The organism is Aerococcaceae bacterium DSM 111021 (assembly GCA_020112395.1).
In the GTDB taxonomy this organism is placed as follows: Bacteria; Bacillota; Bacilli; order Lactobacillales; family Aerococcaceae; genus Ruoffia.
Genome location: JACCEK010000002.1, coordinates 660462 through 686468, shown reverse-complemented (window position 1 = coordinate 686468; position 26007 = coordinate 660462). Strand labels below are relative to the sequence as shown.

The 26007-nt window shown below is 35.6% G+C and carries 23 protein-coding genes, 1 pseudogene and 1 riboswitch; of the genes and pseudogenes, 7 read left to right on the top strand and 17 right to left on the bottom strand.

What is annotated here, in order from left to right; all coding sequences use genetic code 11:
- Positions 1-2 precede the first annotated feature (2 nt).
- The 4 genes from HYQ40_09485 to HYQ40_09470 all read right to left on the bottom strand — a co-directional run bounded on the left by HYQ40_09485 (position 3) and on the right by HYQ40_09470 (position 4887).
- A complete protein-coding gene (locus HYQ40_09485) occupies positions 3-1121 on the bottom strand; it encodes a PIN domain nuclease (protein ID MBZ6528009.1) in 1119 nt (372 codons plus the stop codon).
- A gap of 58 nt (positions 1122-1179) precedes the next feature.
- Positions 1180-2562, bottom strand: coding sequence for a DNA repair protein RadA (gene radA / locus HYQ40_09480; protein ID MBZ6528008.1), 1383 nt, complete (start codon positions 2560-2562; stop codon positions 1180-1182).
- 17 nt (positions 2563-2579) lie between these two features.
- Complete coding sequence (locus HYQ40_09475) at positions 2580-3131, bottom strand: dUTP diphosphatase (GenBank protein ID MBZ6528007.1); 552 nt, start codon at positions 3129-3131, stop codon at positions 2580-2582.
- A 271-nt stretch (positions 3132-3402) separates the two neighbouring features.
- On the bottom strand, positions 3403-4887 hold the full coding sequence (locus HYQ40_09470; GenBank protein MBZ6528006.1) for an alpha-amylase: 1485 nt from the start codon (positions 4885-4887) through the stop codon (positions 3403-3405).
- Positions 4888-5058: 171 nt separating this feature from the next.
- Here HYQ40_09470 and HYQ40_09465 point away from each other — a divergent pair, with 171 nt between their 5' ends.
- A complete protein-coding gene (locus tag HYQ40_09465; GenBank protein MBZ6528005.1) occupies positions 5059-5535 on the top strand; it encodes a nucleoside deaminase in 477 nt (158 codons plus the stop codon).
- 71 nt (positions 5536-5606) lie between these two features.
- Entirely contained in the window at positions 5607-6032 is a 426-nt protein-coding gene (locus tag HYQ40_09460; GenBank protein ID MBZ6528004.1) for a DUF296 domain-containing protein, read from the top strand.
- 46 nt (positions 6033-6078) lie between these two features.
- On the opposite strand, the gene HYQ40_09455 is transcribed toward HYQ40_09460, so the two are convergent.
- The 6 genes from HYQ40_09455 to HYQ40_09430 form a co-directional block, all read right to left on the bottom strand.
- Complete coding sequence (locus tag HYQ40_09455; GenBank protein ID MBZ6528003.1) at positions 6079-6807, bottom strand: ABC transporter ATP-binding protein; 729 nt, start codon at positions 6805-6807, stop codon at positions 6079-6081.
- A gap of 1 nt (position 6808) precedes the next feature.
- Entirely contained in the window at positions 6809-7795 is a 987-nt protein-coding gene (locus tag HYQ40_09450; protein MBZ6528002.1) for an ABC transporter substrate-binding protein, read from the bottom strand.
- A 1-nt stretch (position 7796) separates the two neighbouring features.
- Positions 7797-8525, bottom strand: a complete 729-nt coding sequence (locus HYQ40_09445; GenBank protein ID MBZ6528001.1) for an ABC transporter permease — start codon at positions 8523-8525, stop codon at positions 7797-7799.
- A 28-nt stretch (positions 8526-8553) separates the two neighbouring features.
- Positions 8554-8850, bottom strand: a complete 297-nt coding sequence (locus tag HYQ40_09440; GenBank protein ID MBZ6528000.1) for a thiamine-binding protein — start codon at positions 8848-8850, stop codon at positions 8554-8556.
- 110 nt (positions 8851-8960) lie between these two features.
- A riboswitch (TPP riboswitch) is annotated at positions 8961-9058 on the bottom strand.
- A 105-nt stretch (positions 9059-9163) separates the two neighbouring features.
- A complete protein-coding gene (glnA, locus tag HYQ40_09435; GenBank protein MBZ6527999.1) occupies positions 9164-10507 on the bottom strand; it encodes a type I glutamate--ammonia ligase in 1344 nt (447 codons plus the stop codon).
- A 27-nt stretch (positions 10508-10534) separates the two neighbouring features.
- Entirely contained in the window at positions 10535-10870 is a 336-nt protein-coding gene (locus tag HYQ40_09430; GenBank protein MBZ6527998.1) for a MerR family transcriptional regulator, read from the bottom strand.
- 262 nt (positions 10871-11132) lie between these two features.
- Between HYQ40_09430 and HYQ40_09425 the strand changes: the two genes are divergently transcribed.
- The 3 genes from HYQ40_09425 (at position 11133) to HYQ40_09415 (ending at position 16072) form a co-directional block, all read left to right on the top strand.
- Positions 11133-12083, top strand: a complete 951-nt coding sequence (locus HYQ40_09425; GenBank protein MBZ6527997.1) for a C39 family peptidase — start codon at positions 11133-11135, stop codon at positions 12081-12083.
- 503 nt (positions 12084-12586) lie between these two features.
- Complete coding sequence (locus HYQ40_09420) at positions 12587-13876, top strand: adenylosuccinate synthase (GenBank protein ID MBZ6527996.1); 1290 nt, start codon at positions 12587-12589, stop codon at positions 13874-13876.
- Between the two features lie 174 nt (positions 13877-14050).
- Positions 14051-16072 carry an LPXTG cell wall anchor domain-containing protein gene (locus HYQ40_09415; protein ID MBZ6527995.1) on the top strand — a complete coding sequence of 674 codons (2022 nt, stop codon included), beginning with the start codon at positions 14051-14053 and terminating at the stop codon, positions 16070-16072.
- 61 nt (positions 16073-16133) lie between these two features.
- On the opposite strand, the gene HYQ40_09410 is transcribed toward HYQ40_09415, so the two are convergent.
- The 7 genes and pseudogenes from HYQ40_09410 to HYQ40_09380 all read right to left on the bottom strand — a co-directional run bounded on the left by HYQ40_09410 (position 16134) and on the right by HYQ40_09380 (position 23257).
- Complete coding sequence (locus tag HYQ40_09410; protein MBZ6527994.1) at positions 16134-17468, bottom strand: hypothetical protein; 1335 nt, start codon at positions 17466-17468, stop codon at positions 16134-16136.
- 232 nt (positions 17469-17700) lie between these two features.
- Entirely contained in the window at positions 17701-19083 is a 1383-nt protein-coding gene (gene dnaB, locus HYQ40_09405) for a replicative DNA helicase (protein MBZ6527993.1), read from the bottom strand.
- A 252-nt stretch (positions 19084-19335) separates the two neighbouring features.
- A complete protein-coding gene (gene rplI / locus HYQ40_09400; GenBank protein ID MBZ6527992.1) occupies positions 19336-19788 on the bottom strand; it encodes a 50S ribosomal protein L9 in 453 nt (150 codons plus the stop codon).
- Positions 19789-19800: 12 nt separating this feature from the next.
- Positions 19801-21804 (bottom strand): annotated as a pseudogene (locus HYQ40_09395) (DHH family phosphoesterase).
- A 283-nt stretch (positions 21805-22087) separates the two neighbouring features.
- The gene (locus tag HYQ40_09390) at positions 22088-22321 is read right to left on the bottom strand and encodes a 30S ribosomal protein S18 (GenBank protein MBZ6527991.1); all 234 of its coding nucleotides are present in this window, start codon (positions 22319-22321) and stop codon (positions 22088-22090) included.
- Between the two features lie 40 nt (positions 22322-22361).
- On the bottom strand, positions 22362-22922 hold the full coding sequence (gene ssb / locus HYQ40_09385; protein ID MBZ6527990.1) for a single-stranded DNA-binding protein: 561 nt from the start codon (positions 22920-22922) through the stop codon (positions 22362-22364).
- Between the two features lie 35 nt (positions 22923-22957).
- Positions 22958-23257: a 30S ribosomal protein S6 gene (locus HYQ40_09380; protein ID MBZ6527989.1), complete on the bottom strand. Its 300-nt coding sequence runs from the start codon at positions 23255-23257 to the stop codon at positions 22958-22960.
- A 236-nt stretch (positions 23258-23493) separates the two neighbouring features.
- Here HYQ40_09380 and serC point away from each other — a divergent pair, with 236 nt between their 5' ends.
- Complete coding sequence (gene serC, locus HYQ40_09375) at positions 23494-24582, top strand: 3-phosphoserine/phosphohydroxythreonine transaminase (protein ID MBZ6527988.1); 1089 nt, start codon at positions 23494-23496, stop codon at positions 24580-24582.
- 8 nt (positions 24583-24590) lie between these two features.
- Complete coding sequence (locus tag HYQ40_09370; protein ID MBZ6527987.1) at positions 24591-25784, top strand: 3-phosphoglycerate dehydrogenase; 1194 nt, start codon at positions 24591-24593, stop codon at positions 25782-25784.
- Positions 25785-26007: the final 223 nt, after the last annotated feature.

The window sequence follows — 26007 nt, the reverse complement described above, 5'->3', positions numbered from 1 at the left end:
ATTTAGTTGTTTTCAATTCTTCCACTTGAATGTGTTGGTTTTGCAAAAATCATACGACCAGCTGCTGTTTGAATCGTACTTGTTACAACAACAGGTATACGGTCATTCATAAAGTGTTGTCCTTCTTCAACGACAATCATTGTACCATCTTCTAAGTAGGCTACCCCTTGTTTCCGTTCAGTACCAGCTTTAATAACTAATACCTCAAGCTCTTCTCCTGGGATCAATACAGGCTTCACTGCATTCGCTAATTCATTGATATTAAATATCGGAATGGCTTGGAATTCAGCAACTTTATTCAAGTTAAAATCATTCGTCACAATCGCCGCATCAATTAATTTAGCTAAACGAACTAGTTTACTATCTACTTCATCAATATCTTCAAAGTCACCTTCGTAATATTCAATCGGTACAACATCGTTTTTCTGCAATTCATTCAATATATCAAGTCCACGACGACCTTTAGCTCGTTTTAGTGAATCAGCAGAATCCGCAATATATTGTAATTCTTGAAGAACAAAGTTAGGTATCACTAACGTTCCTTCTAAGAAATTCGTATGAACGATATCTGCAATTCGCCCATCAATAATTACACTAGTATCAAGTAACTTATACTTTCTAAACGTCTCATCTGCCTTACGATCTAACACTTGATTATCAGAGTCTTCTTCTTGTTCGACTGTTGGCTTCCCAAATTGTCCAATAAAATTACGCCATTCTTCTTTTCGACTTGTTGCCGTATTGTAACCTACCAACGCTAGTGTCACTGATAATACTACCGGTAAAACTTGCGAAACAAATGGTATGTTTAAAGATGCAAATGGTAATGCGATTAAATACCCTAGAATTAAACCGATTAAAATACCAATTAAACCTAAAACTAGATTTGAAATCGACAATTGATTAATTTTTTCCATAAGTCGTTTAACAGCTTTTTCTATTAGAGGGGCTATCAATGTACCTAGTAAAATGAATAATAGTCCGAAAATAATAGCGTTAATATAAGGATTACTTAAGTAGCTTAATCGTATGTTTAAATTAGCCCAAAGATGCGGGCCAATGGATACCCCAAAACTTAATCCAATAATAATGGATAAGAATATAATGATTCTTTTATACATTATTTCACCTCCTATTTATTTTTAACATAACGTTTAAATGAAGCTGAATCCACGCTAATTAGCGTGGAAAAACTTTCCTAACAGCTTCTTGAATAGTTTTAACAGGAATAATTTCAATATCAAAGACATCCTTTAAATCTTGATAATTATTCATCGGAATAAATACACGTTTGAAGCCAAGTTTAGCTGTTTCTTTCAAGCGTTCTTTAATTTGACTAACACGACGGATTTCTCCTGTTAGGCCAATCTCACCAATATAACAGTCATCAACTTGGGTTGGTTTATTCCAGTAGCTTGAAGCAATACTCATCGCAATCGCTAAATCAATTGCCGGCTCATCAAGCTTAATACCACCCGTTATCTTAAAGAAAGCATCTTGGTTTTGAACAAGTAAACCGCAGTGCTTTTCCATCACAGCAAGTAAAAGCGAGATACGTTGATAATCAATACCACTTGCTGTTCGCTTGGCTGTTCCATATACAGTAGGTGTCATCAGTGACTGGACCTCAGCTAAAATCGTTCGCGTTCCTTCTAGTGCCGCTACAACTGTAGAGCCAGTTGCACCAGGTATACGTTCTTCCAAGAATAACTGAGATGGATTACCAACTTCTTTCAGTCCCACATCCAACATCTCAAAAACACCCAGTTCATTAGTAGATCCAAAACGATTTTTTACAGCTCGAAGTATTCTAAAACGATTATGCTTCTCGCCTTCAAAGTATAATACCGTATCCACCATATGCTCTAACATACGCGGACCAGCAATATTACCTTCTTTGGTTACATGACCAACTATAAAAATAGCAATTTGGTTCGATTTTGCGATACGCATTAGTATTGATGTTGCTTCACGTACTTGAGATACAGAACCTGCCACACCTGTATGATCAGGAATAGACATCGTTTGTATCGAGTCAATCACAACCATGTCTGGTTCTAATCGCTCAATCTCACGTGCAATTAACGCTAAGTTAGTATCAGCTAACAGATAGAAATCATCATTGTCTAACTCTAATCGTTCTGCTCGCATCTTAATTTGTGAGAAGCTTTCCTCTCCTGTAACATACAAGATTTTTTGCTTTTGAGCGAGTTGCATCGCAACTTGTAGAAGTAAGGTAGATTTTCCAATACCAGGATCTCCACCGATTAAAACAAGTGAGCCTTCAACAACACCTCCACCAAGTACGCGGTCAAACTCTTGAAAATCCGTACTCATACGGTCTTCTTGAGTATATTCAATCTGGTGCAACTTTAGCGCTCCACCTTCTTGACGTTGCTTTGATGTATGAACTTTAATTTGATCCTTACCTTCTGTAGCAACAATCTCAGCTGGTTTTTCTTCCATCTGATTCCATGCCCCACAACTGGGACATTTACCTAGCCATTTAGGAGTTTCGTAGCCGCAGGCTAAACATTCAAACATTATTTTCTTTTTAGCCACTATTGACCTCCTTTAATCTATTCAGTATCTGAAGATCCAAACCCACCAGTACGTTGAACTAATCCGCCTTCATCGCCATCAGTTTTTAGAAACTTTGTGAAGATTCCTTGAGCAATTCGATCGCCCTTTTGAATTGTGAAGTCTGTTAAACCATAATTGATTAATTGAACATAAATATGTCCTTCATTCTTCTCGTTATCATAATAATCTTGATCAATAATACCAATACTATTAGGTAAGCTTAAGAATCGTTTTAAAGGATTGCTTGAACGGTTTACAATTTGTAAGTACTCATCTTCTTGCATGTATGATTTAAGTCCCGTTGGAACTAATGTTGATTTAAGTAATGAAGACTCTTCCTCTAATTCAGTTTGGTTAGCAAAAGCAATGTTAAACATTGTACGGAATTTGCCAGCAAAATAACCGAGTAATTGCTTCACCATACTTGGAATAACAATTGTCTCGGCTGATTCAATATCATAACCCGCTGCGTGAGTTGTCGAACGTTGTGGTATTTGAATATCTTTATCATGGTAAGCTTCGACTACTTCAAAGCCTCGTAATTTCATATCTGTCATTGTCATCCTCTTTCTATCAGTTTCCTATATTCTATTCTATCAAATTTCAAGCACTAAATGGAGACTAACCGTTTGATTTTCTATGATTATTTTATGAAAATTCTTTCAATAATCTATCACAGTATACTGAACAATATATGAACTTACTAAAATAAAAACCAAAACCTTGTCATCTGTTAGGAATAACTGAAACACATTATACTCTAATTTCTCTAACAAACCTACAAGGTTCTAGTTTTTGATTGTTTTTATTTTTCTGAATTTAATTATTTAAATGTTCTTCAATATCACGCGGAGCCCAAACAGAAATTGATCCACCATTCACCGGGAAAGTTCCCCAGCCATCCTCTTCAATCGTTACTTCACCCTCATGATGACCTAAATAATCAACAAATATCTCACCAGGTTGAGCGGTTGATACTTGCATACGTTTCTCCCCACCACTATTGTTACTAATAACAGTAGCTAAACCATCTGGGAATGATTCATTACCTTGACGAGTCCAACCAACAACATGCTGGTCATCAAAATAACTATATTGCTCACCATATGCAAATGTACGACGGATATAGAGTAGCTTATCAATAGTTTCTTGGAAGCTCGTTTGCCCAAAGTCACCTTCTACCCCATAGTAATCACCATAGAAGACCGTCGGTAAACCTTGCTCACTAAGGAGTATAATTCCATAAGCAAGGGGCTTGAACCAATCTTCGACAAAGGATTCTAATGATTGTCCACGCTGAGTATCATGATTTTCAACGAAAGTTACAGCACTCCATGGATTTTCCTTCATTAGTGTTCCATCAAATATTGTACTTAAATCATAAGATTCACCTTTTTGACTCGCATCAAAGAAATTCATATGTAATTTAACATCTACTAAGTCAAACTCATAATCTATATCTTCTAAGTAATCCGCTTTTGACTCATAATCAGCTACCCAATACTCGCCGAACACATAGAAATTCTCTGCTCCTAGGGTATCCGTTAAGATAGATACTAAATTCGCAACGACTTCTCGGTCGATATGCTTAATTGCATCAAGTCTGAATCCGGATATACCTGTTGTTTCAATAAACCATGCTGCCCAGTCTTTCACGTTTTGAATGACTTCGGGATGGTCAAAATCGATATCAGAAAACATTAAGTAGTCAAAATTCCCTTTTTCGCCATCAACATCTTCATTATCTGCCCAGCCTTTATTCTCCCCCTGGATTTGGAAAATTCCTGTCTCATCATTACGCGCATCATAATCAATTCCTGAGAAATGATACCAATGCCATTCAAAATCATTGTATTTTTTATTTCTTCCTGGGAACTTAAAGTGAGTATAACCTTCAATCTCATAAGGTTCTGAGATAGGTTTTTGACGATTTTCTGGATCCATCTTCATTACTGTGAATGTTTCTTTTTTATCCCCATTTGCTTTATGATTCAAGACAATATCTGCAATCGGCTTAATCCCGTTCTCTTTCAACGCATTAATTGCATCCAAGTATTCATCCTTTGTTCCATACTTTGTACGAACACTACCATGTTGATCGAATTCACCTAAGTCAAAAATATCATAAACACCATAACCAGCGTCCCCCGTTCCAGTCGCTTTAAATGCCGGAGGCATCCACACTGATGTAATACCAATCGAAGCTAAATGTTTTGCATCTTCTTTTAAGCGTTGCCAATGCTTACCATCATCAGGTAAGTACCATTCGAAATATTGCATTAATACACCATTTACGTTATCCATTCCATTACCCCACTTCTCATTATATTCAAACTGTATATATTATATTTATTTTAACACATTAATCACAAAGCAAAAACGAATAGGCATTGTGATAAGTTTCTAATGGATTCATTTCAGACGAATTCTAGTGGCGTACCTGTTATACTCAGTTTAAAGAAGGAGTGATTAATTATGCTATCAATAAAAGATAAAGAGTTTCTGAAAATTTGCGTCGAGCTAGCTGAAACTGCTTTGAATAAGGGAGATGAACCATTCGGTTCAATTCTAGTTTCAGAAGCCGGTGATATCCTATTCGAAGATCATAATCATGTCTCTGGAGGAGATCACACACAACATCCAGAGTTTGAAATCGCACGTTGGGCTGCTGATAATATGACACCTGAAGAAAGAGCGAAAGCCATAGTATATACTTCTGGTGAGCATTGCCCAATGTGTGCTGCTGCCCATGCTTGGGTTGGATTAGGACGGATTGTTTATGCAAGTTCTTCAAAACAATTATCAAGCTGGTTAAAAGAATTAAACGTTAAACCGTCTCCCGTACATAACCTATCTATCCAAGAGGTGATTCGAGATGCCAATGTTGCTGGTCCTGATCCTGACTTATCTGAAGTTGTTCATCAATTACACATTCAACTCCATACAAAATAACTTAAACTACAGCCTTTCAATTGTGATTAACAATTTATTTGGTTATCTTAATGATAAGAGGAGTGATAAATATGGATTACCGTCGTTTTGACCAGACAATCGTATTACGTTTAGATCGTGGCGACAAAGTCAAAGAGTCTATTCAATTAGCCTGTGAAAAAGAACAAGTTACTTTAGCGACAGTCAGTGGCATCGGCGCTACGGAAAGTGCTAAAATTGGAATCTTCGATATCGATTCAGGTGATTACAAAATCAATGAATTCAATGAGTTTTTAGAATTGACTGCATTGTTAGGTAATGTCACCCAAATGGATGGGGCTTACTATGGTCATTTTCATGCAACTTTTGGCGATAATAAAGGGATTGCTTTTGGTGGAGACCTAGATGAGGCTATTATTGGTGGAGCTGGTGAAGTATTTATTCATATTATTAACGGGAGCGTTGAACGTTCAGTTGAAGAGTCTACTGGCTTAAACGTCTTAAATTTTGATAAGTAAAATAAAGAGTAGCCAGGCGACTAAACTTAATCACCTGGCTACTTTTTTATTCATTTAATTCTTGCAATAATTGGCGTTTCGCTTCAATAAAATCTGGCTCAAAAATCACTTTCTCTACATCATAAAGATTAAAATCAACGGGTAGTTCAAAGGTCATTTCCCCTGGTTGTCCTTTTATAATATAGACGCGATTAGACAGAATTAAGGCCTCATCCACATCATGCGTAATAATCAATGACGACCAATCCATTTTTTCACGGTAATCAATAAACCACTGATGAAGTTGACGTCTTGTAATTGCATCTAATGCACTGAAGGCTTCGTCTAAAAGCAACCATTGTCTTCCAAAGGCTGCTGTTCTCATAAAAGCGACACGTTGTCTCATCCCTCCACTCAAAGCATGAGGATAATAGTTAGCCCATTCTTTTAACTGAAAGATATCTAATAACTTCAAAGCATGCTCACGTGCGTGACGCTTATCTTCACCTTGAATGATTCGTGGTAACATAATGTTTTCAATCACTGTGTAATGAGGATACAACATGTCTTTTTGAAGCATATAACTGATTTGACCTTTGATTTCTTTTGATCCATCAAGTTGTATCTGCCCTTTCTGAACGTCATTAATTCCTGCGATAAGGTTAAAAAGTGTCGTCTTTCCAACTCCGCTCGGGCCCAGTATTGCAACAGTCTCGCCCTTTTGTAGCTGTATATTGATATTGTTTAACACTTGATGGTTTCCGTAATGAAAACCAACGTCTTGAATAGATAACATATTATTCTCCTAAAAATTCATTCGTGAAGTAACTCTCTTGAGTTAAATCAACTTCAGTTAACTCACTCTCATATAACCACTTATAGAAAGCATTCCAACGTTCTTCTTCAATTTGACCCCAATTTGTTGGATCACTCGTATATCGTTCATTAATCCATTCTTGAGAAGCTAAGACGAATTCACGTTGTCCTTCTAATTCGGGTGCATGTTGCAGTAAAATATCCGTCGCTTCTTCTGGATTCTCAATGGCATATTGGTAACCATGTTTGATGGCTTGAACCACTTTAGAAGCTTCTTCAGGGCTATTCGCTAAGTAATCATTGTTAGCTATAATAATTGGAGAGTAGAAATCCAGCTCTTCTGCATAATCTCTAAAATAAAAGAAATTCGTAGAAACACCTTGATTCTCTGCCATCATACCGTCCCAAGCGTAGTACACCCATGCTGATTCAAACATTGAATTCGCTAAACCAACAATAGAATTATCGGCTTGATTAGGTACTAACTCAACTTGTGAGTAATCTCCGCCTTCACTTGTAATAATATGCTCTAACATCCCAAGTTCAATGGGATCATTCCACGTACCATAAGTATGTCCTTCCATCTCAACAGGCATTGTGATTTGACTGTCTTCTCGAGCAATAATCCCACTCGTATTGTGTTCCACAATTGTTGCAACAGCAGTAACAGGAAGCCCGCCGGCTAAACGGGTTGCTAAACTATCTTGAAAACTAATACCAAACTGAGCCTGACCTAAACCAACCAATTCTGTCGTACTTCCCTCTGGCGGTCTGCGAATAGTCACATCCACTCCCGCTTCCTCAAAGTATCCTTTTTCTAAAGCAACATACAAACCAGTATGATTCGTATTAGGTACCCAATCTAAAATAAATTCAATTTGTCCATCTTGAGCCGATGCATTCGTAGGCATCAGTAATGAGATACTAATTATTAAAGCACCCATTAATTTCTTAAAAAAATTCGTCATATTACTCTTCTCCTCTAATTCTCTTCATTTGATTAAAGCGCCACGGTGTTAAGTATTTTTCAACGAAGGACACAACTCCCATAAAGAACAAGCTTAATAGTGAAATTAACACAATCACTGCAAACATCTTGTCGTAAGCAAAAGCACGCTTGGTTTGAATCATATACACCCCGAGTCCTTCAAAACCACCCAACCACTCTGCCACAACTGAACTCACAAAAGCGTAAGAAACACTTACCCTTAGACCACTCAAAAAATACGTCATACTTGAAGGTAATTTAACGTGACGTAAGATTTGCCAACGATTTGCCCCCATTAACTGAAGCAATTGAATCGCATCATTATCCGCTTGAGCAAAGCCGTTCAAAATACTAATAATAATTGGAAACAGAGTAGTAAGAACTACGAGCACAATCTTTGGGGTCATATCGTATCCTAGCCAAAGAACTAGAATTGGCGCAATAGCTACCGTAGGTATTGTCTGAGTAATCACAAGCATTGGATACAATGCCCGGTGCAACCATGGTATAACATCCATAATAATCGCAAGAAAGAAGGCTAATACAATCCCAATCGCTAACCCAATAAAAGCTTGGATAAGTGTCACTTGACTGTTTATCCATAAATTCTCTCTATCTTCTACTAAAGCAATAATCACTTCACTTGGAGCAGGAATAATAAATTCTGGCAACCAACCTAATATTGCCGCAACTTCCCAGAAGATTACAATGCTTATGCCAAGAATCCACGGGGCGTAATTAGTGACGATGTTTTGTAGTTTTATCTTCAATGGTTAACACTGGCCCTTTCGTATCATAACTAATCTTTACATTAGTAAAAATTTTGTGATGTGATTTTGAAGCAATTTGAATTGCTTCCTTCAAGATAGGCATCAATTCATCATAGTCACCTTGAATCGTTGTCTCGAACGCTGCTACTTCATATTGATCTGTCTTAGATGCTATAAAAGCAATCACTGAATCAACAACCTTCAACGTTGTTTCTTGATCCGTACCCATTGGTAGGATTTGTAAAGCGATACTACAATTTGACATAATAAAAAACCTCCCTCATATTCACGACACAAAGTGCATGAATCAAGGCAGGTTGAATGAAATCTATAAAGGTATAGGCGCACAAACGAAAAACAGCGCCAATATACATTGACTTTACTAATTCACATCCCTACGCGAGTCTTAACTCATTCAGGTTCATAGAGTTCAGGTAAATCCCATCTCAGCCGAAGCACCCCTTGTGTTGTACAGAAATCATAGCATATTCAAATTCGATGTGCAACCGGCTTCAACAAACAAAAAGGGAACGAGCTATTCAATCAAGAAGAATAACTCGCTCCAGTAATTTAATTTTTTAATACATCATTAAGTACTTATCTAGTTCCCATTGGGTAACTTGTTTCTTATATGACTCGAATTCCATCGTTTTCTCTGCAATAAAGTTTTCAGAAATATGAGGGCCTAAAGCATCTTTCATCATTGGATTTGCTTCAAATTCAGCAATCGCTTCGCGTAATGATGAAGGAAGATCCAACACGCCTTCAGCAATACGTTCCTCTGGTGTCATCATATAAATATTACGATCAATTGGATGTGGTGGTTCAATCTTATTCTCAATACCATCCAAACCAGCTTGTAAGATAACAGCTAAAGCTAAATAAGGATTAGCAGAAGGGTCGACACTTCTTAATTCAACACGTGTTGAATTCCCACGAGATGAAGGGATTCGTATTAACGGCGAGCGGTTTCTTTCACTCCATGCAATATATACCGGTGCTTCATACCCTTCAACTAAACGCTTATATGAATTCACTAGTGGATTACAAATAGCAGTATAAGCACTCGCATGTTTAATCAATCCACCAATGAAGTAATATGCATTCATTGATAATTGGTCATAAGTTGACTCATCATAGAATGCATTCTTACCCTCTTTGTCGAATAACGATACATTAAAGTGCATACCTGATCCACTTTCACCGTAAATCGGTTTAGGCATAAAAGTCGCATGTAAATTATGACGACGTGCGACTGTTTTAACAATCAATTTAAATAATTGAATTTTATCACATGCTCGAATAGCATCATTATACTTCCAATCAATCTCATGTTGCCCTGGCGCTACTTCATGATGACTCGCTTCAATTTCAAAGTCTAAACGCTCTAACTCAAGTACAATATCACGTCTACAATTTTCTCCTAAATCAGTTGGTGCAAAATCAAAATAACCACCATCATCGTTTAAGTCCATTGTTGGCTTACCATCTTCATCTAATTTCAGTAAAAAGAACTCAGGTTCTGGTCCTAAATTGAATGATGAAAAGCCTAACTCTTCCATTCTACTCAGTATTCTTCTTAAATTCCCACGAGGATCACCTAAGAACGGTTCACGTTTCGTCGTATCTACATCACAGATTAAACAAGCAATACGTCCTCCATCTGATGGTACATCCCAGTTAAAAATCATCCAAGAATCATAATCTGGAATTAAGTACATATCACTCTCTTCAATACGTACAAATCCTTCGATTGATGAGCCATCAAATGTCATATTATTATCTAATGCTTTTTCTAATTGAGTTCGAGGGATTTCAACATTCTTAATTGTCCCTCTAATATCGGTAAACATTAAACGTATAAAGTGTACGTTGTTTTCGTGTGCATCAGCAATAATACTGTCTTTAGTCCATTTTGTCATTGCTTCAAAATCCTCTCTTTTAATAGGTTACTCAAACCTGGATTGAAAATCTAGTTCATCCCTTAAGATACGTCGCACATCTTGGTCAGTTAAAGGTACAGTACTTTTAGAAATCTTCTCATTAAATCCATAACGATTCTTAATACCCTTAATTGTCATGCCTTCATCCATCAGGTCGATGATGTCTAATAAACGATCAACATCATTCAAAGAGTATAGTCTACGGTTGGTTTCACTACGTTGGGGCTCAATTAAACCTTGCTGTTCGTAGTAACGAATTTGACGTGCTGTCAATTCGGTCAACTCCATTACCGTCCCTATCGGAAAAACAGCCAGTGACTTACGAAATTCCTTTCTTGCCATCACCATTCTCCTCTCTTAGAAAATTATTATACGATGATGAGAACTCTCTCGCAAACATATTATAACAGCAATTGTTACAAAATGTCACACACATTTTTTGACCCACTTATGGCAGTCATTGAATCACATTTTATGAATAAAATATTAAACTTTCATTACTATATCCAAATACATGCTATTTACTATGGAATTATCTACCAACTTAGCGTATCCTCTTATAGAATACTTAAAATGAGTTTTTTTATATAAAGGAGTTAGCAACATGCCGAAATCGCGTAACTATACGCCTATAGCAACAATTGGCTCACTTATTTTTATTGCCATTTGTTTAAGTTTAATTATACTTTTAAATAAATTAACAGCGAATAACAATCTAATTATTGCTGATTACCAACAACAGGCCACTCAAGAAGAGTTGTTACCTCTACACGCAGAACCTATTGTTGCCGAAAAACCTGAATCGATTAAAGAAGAACCCGTTGTCACAGCACCACCGACTTTAACCGAAACATTAAGTACCTACTCGCCTAAAGATAAAGCAATGGAAGACACCATTGCAGAACTAACGCAATCTGAATTTGGCGATGACCTAGTTAATGCACAAGATGAGATATTAGCTGCCATCTATGCAAATGACCTTGATGTTGAAGAGCTTGGTTATCTTTTCTTACCTGATTACCCTGCAGCAAATACACCAGCAGCAGCTGGCAATCAAATTGATGTCCCGTTATATCTTCAAAAAGATGCCAACTGGCGTACAGAAAAATACGGTAGCAATACCACTCAACAATTAGGTGAAAATGGCTGTGCGATATTATCACTTGCCATGGTACATGCTGCTTACGAAGAACGTGATGTGAACCCAAAAGAAATCCTCGAATGGAGTGAAGAAACATATTGGGTAGATAATGCTGGAACATCATGGCAAATTTTCCATGATTTTGCGGTGGATTATAACTATGACTTCTTTAATTACGGTAATAATTTTTACAGTGCCATGGAAGCAGTTAATAATGGTGAACTCGTTATCGCATCTGTTGTACCTGGTTTCTTTACAGAAGTTGGTCACATTATTGTCATTCGTGGTTACAAGGATGGTAAAGTATACGTCAATGATCCCAATGATGATCCCAAAAAAATGTATAGTGTTCAAGGCATTGATGAAGAAGTACTACTATCAGAAGGTGTCAACTACTGGTCTTTTTCAAAATAATTCCACAAACTAATAACAGCCCTTTACAGAATATTCTTTCGTAAAGGGCTGTATTTACTTTGATAAATAAAATAATTTATTGTAATTCAAATTACTTGCTTACTACTTTGTGAATAGTTATATTTTTATCATGTTTAATACAAGGTATACCAATGTTTATTGATTGCTCAGTATTTAACGAGTCGAAATCATCCTGCTGTCTCTATAAAATTTGATCATCTTGTTAGTTTTATTGTCTTCGCGGATATGATATTATTAGCCTTTGAGATAATAACGTCATCAATTTCATTATTGAAGACTGAATATTATTCAATCATCGTTACCCAAGCTTTATAGGTATCATTAATCTCAGTTGCTTTTTCATCTTTTGCTTATCATTACAAATATCTAAAGAAGTTGAGCAGATAATGAGGTATAATTAGCGGGTACGATATGTTAGTAGTCGCGTAGAGCCATATTATACCAATGATTGAAATATTATTATATAAAAAGGAGATCTAACAATGACATCAGTAGTAGTTGTAGGAACACAATGGGGAGACGAAGGTAAGGGTAAAATTACCGACTTTCTAAGTAATAATGCTGAGGTAATTGCACGTTATCAAGGTGGAGACAATGCAGGTCATACGATTCAATTTGATGAAAAAACGTATAAGTTACATTTAATTCCTTCTGGTATCTTTGATAGTAGCAAGATTAGTGTTATCGGAAACGGTGTTGTCGTAAATCCAAAATCACTTGTTAAAGAATTAAAATATTTAGCAGATGAAGGTGTCGATACAAGTAGTTTACGTATTTCTTCTCGTGCTCACGTTATCTTACCTTATCATATCTTAATGGATCAACTTCAAGAAGATTCCAAAGGTGATAACAAAATCGGAACAACGATCAAAGGTATCGGACCAGCATATATGGATAAAGCTGCTCGTGTAGGTATCCGTATCGCTGATCTATTAGACAAAGAAATCTTTAAAGAGCGTTTAGAAGTTAACTTAGCTGAAAAGAATGTATTATTTGAGCGTGTTTATGATAATGCACCCTTATCGTTTGATGATATTTTTGAAGAATACTATGCTTATGGTCAAGAAATTGCTAAGTTTGTAACTGATACGTCAGTTATTTTAAACGATGCGATTGATCAAGGGAAACGTGTTTTATTCGAAGGTGCTCAAGGTGTTATGTTAGATATCGATCAAGGTACTTATCCATTCGTTACCTCTTCAAATCCAGTTGCTGGTGGAGTAACGATTGGTAGTGGAGTTGGACCTTCTAAGATTGATACTGTTGTTGGTGTGTGTAAAGCCTATACATCACGTGTAGGTGATGGCCCATTCCCAACAGAATTATTCGATGAAGTTGGACAACAAATCCGTGAAGTAGGTAGAGAATACGGAACAACAACTGGACGTCCACGTCGTGTTGGTTGGTTCGATACAGTAGTAATGCGTCATTCTCGTCGTGTATCTGGTATTACAAATCTATCACTAAACTCAATTGATGTATTAACTGGTTTAGATACAATTAAGATTTGTACTGCTTACGAAACATCAGCTGGCGAACGTATTGAATACTATCCAGCTAGTTTAAAGATTCTTGCTGACTGTACACCAGTTTATGAAGAATTACCTGGTTGGACAGAAGATATTACTGGTGCAAAAACTTTAGAAGACTTACCGCAAAATGCACGTAATTATGTACGTCGTATTAGCGAATTAGTTGGAGTTAAAATTGCAACATTATCAGTTGGACCTGACCGTGAACAAACAATGATTTTAGATAGCGTTTGGGGTTAATACCAAATTTAAAGAATCAGTGGATTTAACCCCGCTGATTCTTTTTTTATACACTCAAATACATATTATATTAATACATTATTCACACAATAAATGGTGAATTCTATACTTTTCCTTCGTTAAAAATTCACATTTAAAGCGTATGATGGTATCAACAGATGAGGAGGACGCAACATGAGATTGAAAAAATTATTATTAGTATCTACATGTGCTTTAGCAATAGGTGCAGGAACAACAATTGGAAGTGATTCGTTACTATCAGAAAGTAATATCGTTCATGCCCAAGAAGAAACAACGTCAACAGAGGTAAACACACAATTACTCGCAGAGATTAAAAACAATCTGGCGGGCGTTCAACCTGTTAACTTAGAACAATTATTAGAAGTAGATGATCAATATCTAATTGACCTATATGATACTGCGACGACTCAAGCAGAGACGGACACAGTCAATGATGTATGGAAAACTATGTATGATCAGTTAGCAATTGACTATGCTCAATTAAACTTACTCACAGGCGAGAATCTTCAAGCGTATAATGACGCAGCAGAAAATATTATTGCCAATTCTCAATATAGTTATTCAGATTTAAACACGGCATTACCAAGTGATATTTTAGGTTGGTATAATAGTGCTTTGTTAGAAAATAACGATGATATTCAAGCGACCGTAGAGACAATCTTGCCACAAATCACGCAAGCACGTGAGGCTTATATCCTAAGACGTGATGAGAGAGAAGATGGCGGAGATGATGGTAACGGTCAGACACCCGCTCCTGAAGATGAATTTACAGCCGCAATTTCTGAATATACTGACATTACAGAAGAGCAACTAAGTCAGTTCACTGAAGAAGAAATAGAGCCAATCAAAATAGGTGCTCAAAACGGTGAATATTCACAAGATACGATGGATATCATTCGTGACCAAATTATCCAATTAAATCCAGATGTCTTTACAGCTGAACAAGTAAGTTCGGTAGCAAGTGATATCCGTAATGCTTTTATAGAATCAACTCCAGCAACTCAAGAACAATTAGACCAGCTTGATGATACTTACCTAGTACGTATGGTTGGTGAAGGAAATCATCTTGGTGCTGATATTGGTTGGGCGTATAATACAGCAGTATATGATAACCCAGAAGTATTCGGCCCAGAAGCAACTCGCTTTAGAGATACTTTAGTAGCAGACTTTAATTTAAATGAAGATCAATTATTATCTGTACCCGATGCTGAATTGTTATGGCAAGAGTTCTCTGTCTTCCAAGAAAACAATATGGAGGAAGATATAGAAGCTTTAGCTGTCGCAATGCAAGAAAATTTTGATATTACAGTTGATGGAGATACCCCATCTGACAGTTCTTCAAGCGAAGAGTCGTCAGATGAAGAGTCTTCGGAGTCTGATGAATCAGAACCAATCAGTGAATTAGACACCTATCGTGAAGAATTAGTTAGTCAAACTGATTTAACAATCGAACAATTAAATCAATTTAGTGATGAGCATTTAACTAACTTAATGGATAGATTAGGTCTTTCAACAGAAAGTACTTCTTCAGAAGAATTAAATGCTTTACGCGATGAACTTGTTATTGCAGGTTATGATAATTTCAGTGGCGAACAATTAACAAGTGCTATTGCTCCAGTTCGTGAAGCAGTAATTAATCAAACACCTGCTACAGAAGGTATCTTAAATGAATTTGAAGACCGTACTTATGCTGAATGGTATAACGCAGCTAAGAATGCTGGTGAAGAAGTACCTAACTACATTTTCGAACAATTAGTTACGATGTATCCAAACATGTTTAATGATTTAGTTACTGAGGCTAAACAAAATATCGTTCAAAATACATCAATCACTCAAGAACAAATTGATCAAATGCAATTTGAAGATATTCTATGGGCTGTTCAACCCAATGAAACAGGTGAAGTAAACTATGTTGATGTAACAAATTACTTAGCTGAAAGATACCCTGAAGTAATCAGCGGTGGTGATTCAGAAACTCCCGGTGAATCTAGTGAAGATACTGAACAATCAGCATCAAGTGTTGATGTCTCAATCAGTTCATCAGTGGAAGAGAACGAAGAAAACTTACCAAATACTGGTGAAAGTAGTACACTTTGGATTATTATTTTAGCAGCTGTAGCCTTAGTAGGTGGAGGTATATACTTACTAGTATCAGGACGTCGTAGTAAACATTAATACTTTCCAATCAAAAAAGCCTCGAAATTTAGTATTCGGGGCTTTTTCTTATATCTAAATATTAGTAATTCAATGTTTCGAATAACTCTTCAAAGTAAGCGACTGTCTCTGGTCGATTCTCAAGCGAACTATCTGGGTAAGCTGTTAAATCAGGATCTTCATCTAAGAAATACTTGAGTGAATATACTCCAAATCCTTCAGCAAATGATTCGATTGTAGAGTTATAATAAGACTCTTCATCTGCCCATTCACTTTCATAAATTGCCTGCCATTCATCTTGTGTCGACCAAGAATCCTCAGTTTCTTCATCCCAATTTAATAATGCATAACTCGCAAAATCTAATGTATGACCAAATTCATGGTAAATTAGATTTTTATAGATAGGCTGGTCACCGACAAAATACACAGTTCCATCATCTTTAGCAAAACCATGTAAAGTAAAACCTGGTGTCTCAGAAGGAGGCATCTCGTATTCAGATAACAAATAAATATTTGATAAACGTCTTTTTAATTCACTCGGCAACGTTTCAACTACTTCTTCTATAGCAGTTATGTTATCCTGTAATACTTCGTCATCCTCTAATTCTTCAGATATGTAGTAATGAATAATCGGCTTCTCCATATGACCATTATTATACTTATTTGTTAATATACTAAATTCTTCACGAGCCATTTCAATCGTGTCAGTTGCCAATTCGTAATCTTCACTAGAAGAATCTACTTGGCTATATAATTCTTCAGCACGTAATATTGAGGCTTTAGCATCCGCATAAACTGATGTAGGAATAATTTGCTTTAACTCATATCGTTCAACTAAATCCTCTGAATATTCATTATAATAAATCTGTCTAAGCTTGTGATTAATATCGAGTCTTTGCATCGCGATTAAATCACTATACTGATATAAATCCACTACTTCATCAATAATATTCATTGGTGCCACTAAATAATGATCTTCGATTGCACTTGAGTAATAAATATAATATGACACGTAAGTCGCTATATCTCGGAATGAATCTTTATATGCATTAAAATGAGCAAAATTATAAATTTCATCTGTTTGAGCAAATGGTAATAATTCCTCAGAGCTAAATAGAGTATCTTTATTTATAGAAACTTGGTCACTTGGCAATTCACCATCAATCAAAGTATATTCACTATGAGGGTAGATTGTCGATTCTGTATCGATTGTGTCTAGTATAGGTGCATCAAGAATCTCAGCTTCAACCTCTTGGGTGCGGTCAGCTTGAGTATAGTCTATTGTTTCGATAAATTCCGTCGAAGCGAATACATTTGTAGACAAAACCAATGTAATAGCTATAAAAGAAATGACAGTAAATAATTTGAGCAATGTATTACTTATCAATTTTTGATGATTTTTTTTATTGGTCCTCATATTGTTACCTCCTCTTGTAATGTAATATAAGTTTAATACAAAATAACTTAAAGAGAAAGTAATATCCACAGAACATACGTTCCGTTAATGTTTCACGTGGAACATCCCGGGGTGGTTAAACAGTTTAACCGGTGATTTACATAGATTTTAGATAGTTTAAATACTTATATAAATATATATATACATGAAAAAGAACTCTTTTCATTAACGGAAAGAGTTCTACTATTCAAGATTACATCATTGGAGGTTCAGGTACGAATGATAAACTTGAAAATTTATTATATTCTTTTTTGAATAACAATCGCACGGTATCCCTCGCACCTGCACGGTTTTTAGCTAAGATTACTTCAACTGTATTGTCCGGTAAATCATCATCCTGAACTACTTCTTCATCGCCTTCTTGTTGGTGATAATCTTCACGGTATAAGAATGCAACGATGTCCGCATCTTGCTCAATCGATCCAGACTCACGAATATCACTTAGCATTGGTCGTTTATTTTGACGGTGTTCAACACCACGTGATAATTGTGACAAGGCAATAACAGGAACGCCTAATTCTTTTGCTAACTTCTTCAATTGACGAGAAATTTCCGATACTTCTTGCTGACGGCTTTCCCCACCACCGGACCCTTCAATTAACTGTAAATAGTCTATTACAATTAATCCCAAATCTGGATTCTCTTGTTTCAACCGCCTGCTTTTTGCACGGATTTCAGATACTTTAATACCTGCTGTATCATCAATAAAAATTGGAGCATCTTTTAATGTATTTGTCGCAACAGTAAAACTATTCCATTCATCATCAGTTAATTGACCCGTACGTAAGTTTGATGCATGGATATTTCCTTCAGCACAGATAATACGGTTTACCAAGTCAAGTGCACCCATCTCTAGAGAGTAGATGACAACAGGTATTTTAGATTTAGTTGCTACATTTTGAGCTATATTTAAAGCGAATGCTGTCTTCCCTACGGATGGACGCGCAGCTAAAATAATTAATTGATCGGGTTGGAAACCACTTGTTAATTTATCTAAATCTATATAACCAGTTGGCAATCCAACAACATCTCTTTTTTCCTCCGATAATCTTACAATATTCTCAAATGCGTCAGATATTAATGATCGAATTGATACCGGTCCATTGTTACTCTTACCTTCACCGATTGATAGAATAAGTTTTTCGCTTTTCTCAATAATATTCGCAATCTCATCACCTTCTTCATAAGCAGTTTGGCTTATTTGACTACTTGCTGAGATTAAACTACGTAATATTGCTTTATCTTTCACTATCTTCGCGTAGTGGTCAACGTTGGCCGCCGTTGGCGCAGTCTGAGTTAATTCGATAATATAATCGTGTCCACCTACATTTTCAATTTCTCCGTAACTAGTTAATCTATCTATTAAAGTTACTGGATCAAGTTCATATTCAGGGGAATCAAATATATTTGCCATCGCATTAAATATGATGCGATGCTTTCGTAAATAAAAATCCTCTTCCTCAATTATAGATTGAACCGTTCCTACTTTTACAGGACTAATTAATAATGCCCCAAGTACAGATTGTTCAGCTTCTATATTATATGGTAATTGTTTGTCTATTGGTTTATTTTCCAACGGTTCACCTTCTTTCTACATCCTTTACATTTTACTAGATTCACTCTTAATTACAAGTATATAAATCATAACAAATTATTCCTCTTTTTCATAGTTATCAACATGTGCAAAACTTTTTTTTGCGAACACCTATTACCATAAAGTTATAACTTAGTTATCAACATGTTCATTATTAGACAAAAAAAAGTGTATTCATTTGAATTGATAGCAAATGAATACACTTTTATATTATTTAAATAGTTTCATATGAAACTATTGGCCGACCACATGTACTTTAATGTCAGCAGAAACTTTTGTATGTAATTTTACTGTGACGTTATAGCTACCCAATGAACTTAAGTTTTCACTTAATTGGATTTTACGGCGATCTACTTTAATTCCATATTGTTTTTCAAGTTCTTCTGCAATTTGTTTTGATGGAATCGTTCCGAATAAACGCCCATCTTCACCGGTCTTAGCTGAAATAGTTACAACTGTATCTTCTTTCTCAATTGCTTCTTTGACTAGCTTTGATTCAGTTAATTCTTCTTTAGCTACTCTTGCTTCAGCTTCTTTTTTAGACTGTAATTGATTTAAAGCAGCACCATCTGCCATTTTGGCTAAGTTGTTTTTAATTAAATAATTACGTCCATAACCATCCGATACTTCAACAACCTCGCCTTTTTTACCTTGTTTCTTCACATCTTTTAATAAAATTACTTTCATGTAAAGTCCTCCTTATTCCTTATTTATTTCTTCTGATAATTGAACGTAGACTTCTTCTGTCGTTTTATCATTAATCTGCGTAGCAGCATTAGATAAATGACCTCCACCATCTAATCGTTCCATTATAGTTTGTACATTAATATTACCCAGACTCCGTGCGCTTATACCTACAACAGAATCACTTCTACGGTAAATTACAAAGGATGCTTCTACGCCTTTAACATCCAACAAGACATCAGCCGTTTGTGAGGCTGTAATATTATCAAATATTTCTTCGTCTGGCCCGATAATTACAGCGTAGCCTTCTTTAACAAATTTCGTATGTTCTATAAGTTTATTACGTTCGATTAAGTTTGATAGATCCTCTTTAAGAAGTCGTTGGATTTGAACACGGTCAGCTCCACGTGACTTCAAATAACTAGCAACATCAAAGGTTCTAGAACCAGTTCGTGATGAGAAGTTATTCGTATCAACGATAACCCCTGCGAGTAAGGCTGTTGCCTCGAACTTGTTCAATGCTTCATTAGTATTACGCATATTAATAAAGAATTCCGTAATCAATTCTGAAGTTGACGATGCGTAAGGTTCTATATAGGTTAATACAGTTTGATTTGGGAACTCTTCACCACGACGATGATGGTCAATAATAACAACATCATGTCCATTCATCAAACCTTCTGCCTCACTTAATGATGGGCGATGATGGTCGACTAATATGACTAATGTTTCATCAGTCATATACTTTTCAACTTCTTCTTTATTAATGAAGATATCTTCATCCCACAAGAATCGTGCTTGATCTAAAGCTAATAATTGCCGTATATCTTGATTAAACTCATCTTCATTAATAATGATACGCGCAGGTATTCCAAATGATTTTACAATCTTATATATACCAATTGCCGAGCCCATAGAGTCCATATCCGGGGTCTTATGGCCTGATATAAGTATCTGTTCTGCTTGTTGGATTGACGTACGTAAAGCTTGGAATACAAGCCTAGATTTTATGTTTGTACGCTTCTCTGTTGGGTTTGTCTTACCACCATAAAATCTTGCTTTGCCAGCTTGTGATCTCACAACTATTTGGTCTCCACCGCGTCCAAGTGCTAAATCTAAGTTAAGCTGTGCTTGATCCGATAGCTCATCAATTCGGTAACTAGGAGAATCCGGGTAAGACACCCCAATACTAATTGATAATGGCATATTTCTTAATGAATTACGTTCACGCATCTCATCAAAAAACTTAAATTTATCATTCTCAAGTTTATCGAGAACATATTGATTTAAAAGTAGTATAAACTTTTCTTAATTAATTCTTTTAGTATAAATCCCATAAGAATCCGCCCATTCATTGATATCATTCAAAATAATAGAGTCAAAATTGGTAGCTTGTTGATCATCGAGTGTTTCTACTATCTCGTTATAGTCATCTAGAAACAGATAACCAAAAACTACTTGATCAAATTTTTTCTGTTCTCGAATTAACACTTCATCTGTTACATCAATCATATACAATGCTTTCACATCTACTTGATGCAATACTCGATAATATCGGTCTATAAAAGGGACAGTATGCCAGTGTTTATCTGATTCAATAGATACCATTTTTTTAAACTCATTATTTATAGATATTAGTGGTTCGCCAAGTAACTCCTGAGCACCAAAGATATGTTGCATAGATGGATTAACCCACTTAATGCGATGATTAGCATCATCACCATAAAGTAGAATCCCTATAGGAGATCGATACATGGCATCTTCTTGTGCGCCTCGTACTGATTGAGAAAGGCGACTTGCCATTGTACTTAGATTGCGTATAAAGTTTTCATAGTTAAACACAAAAAATATGACTACTGCAATTAATAATAGGAAGAGCATTAAACCAATTTCCCAACGCAATATTAACGCAGCAAGCATAATAATCGTATATAAAATTACTAAACTATAAATTTGCCAACTAATATCTAATGAATGAAATTGTTCAAAGAATGCTTTAATTCTTTCTTTATCAAACATATTTCACCTCATTCAATTAATTATATACTAAGCATTTTAACATAATTAGACCTTGAATGCTATTTTTCAAAGTCCCAACCCATATTTAGACATACTTTCTTTAATGTTTCATGTGAAACATTATGTATATCTTATAATAACTCAAATCCTGGGGATAAAAGTCAAATTTCGTCTCAAACACATAGATTTGCTTAAATACATTGATTCCATTAAGACTAATTACCTCATCAAAATAAAAAAAAAGAGTAGAACACAAGGTTCTACTCTTTTCAACTAATATAAATTAGTCTTTAATTGTAAATGGAATTAGTGCCATAATACGAGTACGTTTAACAGTTGCTGTTAAAGTACGTTGATGTTTAGCACAAGTACCTGTTACTCGACGAGGTAAAATTTTACCTTTTTCAGATACGAAACGGCTAACTAAATCCACGTCTTTATAATCAGGGTGATCAATATGATTTGCACAGAAGAAACATACTTTTTTTCTGCGTCTTCCACCACGACGTTGTCCCATAGGTGTTATCCTCCTTTATATTTAAACGAATATTGAATGATTAGAATGGTAAATCATCTTCAGAGATGTCAACTGGCGTGCCATCTTCCATGTTAAATGGTGAATTACCAAATCCTCCACTATTGTTATTTGAATTGTTATTTTGATAAGACGGTTGATTATTACTGTAGTTGTTATTTTGGCCTTGAGAGTTATTACTATTGTTATAACTTTGTCCTCCACCATAACTACTACTATTGTTGCTATCAGTATTTGTATCAGCAGGTCTTTGTTCAGTAACTGAACGTGGCTCCAATAAATGGAACTGCTCTACAACTACTTCAGTAACATATACACGTTGACCTTGTTGATTCTCGTAATTACGTGTTTGAAGACGACCTTCGACTCCAACTTGAGATCCTTTACGTGTAAAGTTAGCAAAGTTTTCAGCTGATTTACGCCAGATTACGCAACTAATAAAATCAGCTTCACGTTCACCTTGTTGATTAGTAAAATTGCGATTAACGGCAATTGTAAAAGTACCTACTGCAATACCTGACGAAGTAAACTTCAAGTCAACTTCTCGTGTCAAACGTCCCACTAATTGAACTGTGTTCACAATTACATCCTCCTTCAAAGTGTTTCACGTGAAACAAATTAAGCATCTACTTTAGTAATCATATGACGTAAGATTCCACGGTTGATTAAAGCTAGACGGTCGAATTCGTTGATTCCTGTAGCATCTGAAGCTTCAGCTGTGATTAAATGATAAATTCCTTCTTTATAATCATTAATCTCATATGCTAAGCGACGTTTTGCCCAGTCTTTTGACTCAACAATTTCAGTTCCGTTAGTTGTTAAGATACCATCGAAACGCTCTACTAATTCTTTTTTCTCGTCTTCGTTTAAGTCAGGACGGATAATATATAAAATTTCGTATTTTGTTGTTTGGCTCATTTGGCTTGCACCTCCTTTTGGTCTGATGGCTCTAAAAATAAATTAGAGCAAGGAGAGTATCGTTAAATACTCACATCTATGAATTATACAATTAACATTGTTAGAACACAAGGTTTTTTCGAAAGTTTTTTTAATGAGATATAATCTTCATTTTTCATCTTATTTTAATAATTCTGTAAGTTTCATTGTTTTTCTGATATAATGACCATATCATTTATTAAAAAGGAGCGTTTGAAATGAATCGCATTTATAATTTCTCTGCAGGACCATCGACACTTCCAGTTTCAGTTTTAGAAGATGTGGGTAGAAACATTACAAATTACCAGGGGCAAGGCTTATCCGTGATGGAGATGAGTCATAGATCTCCATCCTACATGGAAATTCATGCTAATGCTAAACATTCATTACGCACATTAATGAATATTCCTGACAATTATGAAATTTTATTCTTACAAGGAGGAGCTTCGACTCAATTTTCGAGTGTTCCACTGAATTTGTTAAATAAATCTGGCAAAGCTGATTATATCTTAACAGGTAGTTTCGCTAAAAAAGCATATAAAGAAGCCTTGAATTACGGTGATATTAACATCGCAGTCAGTACTGAGGAAGATGACTTTACTTATATTCCTAATAATGATGATATACATGTTCGCCCAGATGCTGACTATGTTCATCTATGTTTAAATAATACAATTTTTGGAACACGTTTTAAACCCGATTCTTTACCAGATTTTGGTGACATTCCCTTAGTCGCAGATATGTCTTCAAATATTCTATCTGAAGAATATGATATAAGTAAATTTGGATTAATTTATGCCGGAGCTCAAAAAAACATGGGGCCTGCTGGGTTAACCGTCGTTATTATTCGTAAAGATCTTATGGGTAATGCACAAGCTGCTACACCTACGATGCTCAATTATGCTACTCAATCTGATAAAGATTCTATGTACAATACACCTCCAACCTTTGCTATCTATGTTGCTGGCCTTGTATATGAATGGTTATTAGATCAAGGTGGAGTGAAAGCAATAGAAGCAATCAATAAAGAAAAAGCGACTAAATTATATGACTACATTGATCAAAGTGAGTTTTACACTGGAACAGCTAGAAAAGAAGATCGTTCAATCATGAATGTCACTTTCAGAACACATTCAGAAGAGTTAGATAAAGTATTCGCAAAGGAATCTCAAGAACGTGATTTAATTAATTTAAAAGGACACCGTTCAGTCGGTGGAATGCGTGCAAGTATTTATAATGCAATGCCAATTGAAGGTGTTGACGCGTTAATTAAATTTATGAAAGACTTCGAAAATAAATATAAGTGAGGTGCACAATGAGCTACACTGAAAAAAGATTTAAAATCAAAACATTAAACAATATCGATGCCAATGCACTAAGAAAATTAACGCACGAATTTACTTTGAATCACAGTGATTCAGAGGCAGATGCTGTTATCGTAAGAAGTGCAGATATGCATGATATGGAATTACCAGAAGACTTAAAATTTGTTGGTAGAGCTGGTTCTGGTGTAAATAATATACCTATCGATGCGCTAACAGAGCGAGGCATCGTCGTAGCAAATTCACCTGGAGCAAATGCAAATGGTGTAAAAGAGTTGGTTTTATCGGCTTTAATTATGTCTTCTCGTAATATTGAAGCAGCATTAGACTGGACACAAACGCTTGTTGGAGAAACAAATATTAACTCCAAAGTAGAAGCGGGTAAAAAACAATTTGTTGGTCCCGAATTAGCTGGTAAGAAAATTGGTATTATTGGTTTAGGTGCAATTGGCGTCCTTGTTGCCAATATGTGCCTAGATTTAGGAATGGAAGTATTTGGTTACGATCCATACTTATCTGTCCAGCACGCACTTGGCTTGAACCCATCAACAAAGACGCAATACGATATACATTATATAATGCAAAATAGTGATTATATCACATTACATATCCCATATAATGAAAGTACAAAAAATTATCTTAATGCCGAATTATTAGCTGAATCAAAAAAAGGTCAAATTATTATTAACTGTGCACGTGGCGGATTAGTAGACCTTAATGCTTTAGAAGATGCGATTAACAACGGGAGTATTGGTAAATATGTGGTCGATTTCCCAGATGAAAAAACATTAAGTATGAAAAATACAATCAATATCCCTCACCTTGGTGCATCAACACCTGAAAGTGAGGCTAATGCCGCAAATATGGTCGTTGATCAAGTCATGGATTATTTAAAAAATGGTAATATTCATCACTCTGTGAATTTCCCCACAATCAATTTTGGACCAATCCAGACTGTCTGTCGTATTACGATTTTACATCGTAATATCCCTAATATGATCGGTCAAATTACAAATGTTCTATCTCAACATAATTTGAATATTAATCGTTTAACGAATAAGCCTCGCGATGGTTGGGCTTGTACTATGATTGATTTAGATGATGATATAGAAGCTGAAGATAAAGTTGCACTTGAAAATATCGAAGGCGTTGTACGTGTTCGACACTTAAAACCTTCAAATAATTAATTACATGAATCACCATTATCAACACTTATTACATGAGTTGATGAGGGTGATTTTTCTTTCAAATGTATCATGTTAATAGTTTTTTATTCGTTAAGAAATTAATAATATGCTTAAACCACTACTTAAACCGTACGTCGTTGTTCTTTCCTATGGTTTAAAGCGTGCCCTGTCGTCCTGATACAAGGCCTTACAGGTCTTCACTTGCCTTTCTCCATCCATTAAT

What these genes read in the sequence shown, in the direction of transcription:
- HYQ40_09485 (MBZ6528009.1), bottom strand. Translation starts at nt 1,121, where the DNA reads ATGTATAAAAGAATCATTATATTCTTATCCATTATTATTGGATTAAGT.
- HYQ40_09475 (MBZ6528007.1), bottom strand. Translation starts at nt 3,131, where the DNA reads ATGAAATTACGAGGCTTTGAAGTAGTCGAAGCTTACCATGATAAAGAT.
- HYQ40_09470 (MBZ6528006.1), bottom strand. Translation starts at nt 4,887, where the DNA reads ATGGATAACGTAAATGGTGTATTAATGCAATATTTCGAATGGTACTTA.
- HYQ40_09465 (MBZ6528005.1), top strand. Translation starts at nt 5,059, where the DNA reads ATGCTATCAATAAAAGATAAAGAGTTTCTGAAAATTTGCGTCGAGCTA.
- HYQ40_09460 (MBZ6528004.1), top strand. Translation starts at nt 5,607, where the DNA reads ATGGATTACCGTCGTTTTGACCAGACAATCGTATTACGTTTAGATCGT.
- HYQ40_09455 (MBZ6528003.1), bottom strand. Translation starts at nt 6,807, where the DNA reads ATGTTATCTATTCAAGACGTTGGTTTTCATTACGGAAACCATCAAGTG.
- HYQ40_09450 (MBZ6528002.1), bottom strand. Translation starts at nt 7,795, where the DNA reads ATGACGAATTTTTTTAAGAAATTAATGGGTGCTTTAATAATTAGTATC.
- HYQ40_09440 (MBZ6528000.1), bottom strand. Translation starts at nt 8,850, where the DNA reads ATGTCAAATTGTAGTATCGCTTTACAAATCCTACCAATGGGTACGGAT.
- glnA (MBZ6527999.1), bottom strand. Translation starts at nt 10,507, where the DNA reads ATGACAAAATGGACTAAAGACAGTATTATTGCTGATGCACACGAAAAC.
- HYQ40_09430 (MBZ6527998.1), bottom strand. Translation starts at nt 10,870, where the DNA reads ATGGCAAGAAAGGAATTTCGTAAGTCACTGGCTGTTTTTCCGATAGGG.
- HYQ40_09425 (MBZ6527997.1), top strand. Translation starts at nt 11,133, where the DNA reads ATGCCGAAATCGCGTAACTATACGCCTATAGCAACAATTGGCTCACTT.
- HYQ40_09420 (MBZ6527996.1), top strand. Translation starts at nt 12,587, where the DNA reads ATGACATCAGTAGTAGTTGTAGGAACACAATGGGGAGACGAAGGTAAG.
- HYQ40_09415 (MBZ6527995.1), top strand. Translation starts at nt 14,051, where the DNA reads ATGAGATTGAAAAAATTATTATTAGTATCTACATGTGCTTTAGCAATA.
- HYQ40_09410 (MBZ6527994.1), bottom strand. Translation starts at nt 17,468, where the DNA reads ATGAGGACCAATAAAAAAAATCATCAAAAATTGATAAGTAATACATTG.
- rplI (MBZ6527992.1), bottom strand. Translation starts at nt 19,788, where the DNA reads ATGAAAGTAATTTTATTAAAAGATGTGAAGAAACAAGGTAAAAAAGGC.
- HYQ40_09390 (MBZ6527991.1), bottom strand. Translation starts at nt 22,321, where the DNA reads ATGGGACAACGTCGTGGTGGAAGACGCAGAAAAAAAGTATGTTTCTTC.
- HYQ40_09380 (MBZ6527989.1), bottom strand. Translation starts at nt 23,257, where the DNA reads ATGAGCCAAACAACAAAATACGAAATTTTATATATTATCCGTCCTGAC.
- serC (MBZ6527988.1), top strand. Translation starts at nt 23,494, where the DNA reads ATGAATCGCATTTATAATTTCTCTGCAGGACCATCGACACTTCCAGTT.
- HYQ40_09370 (MBZ6527987.1), top strand. Translation starts at nt 24,591, where the DNA reads ATGAGCTACACTGAAAAAAGATTTAAAATCAAAACATTAAACAATATC.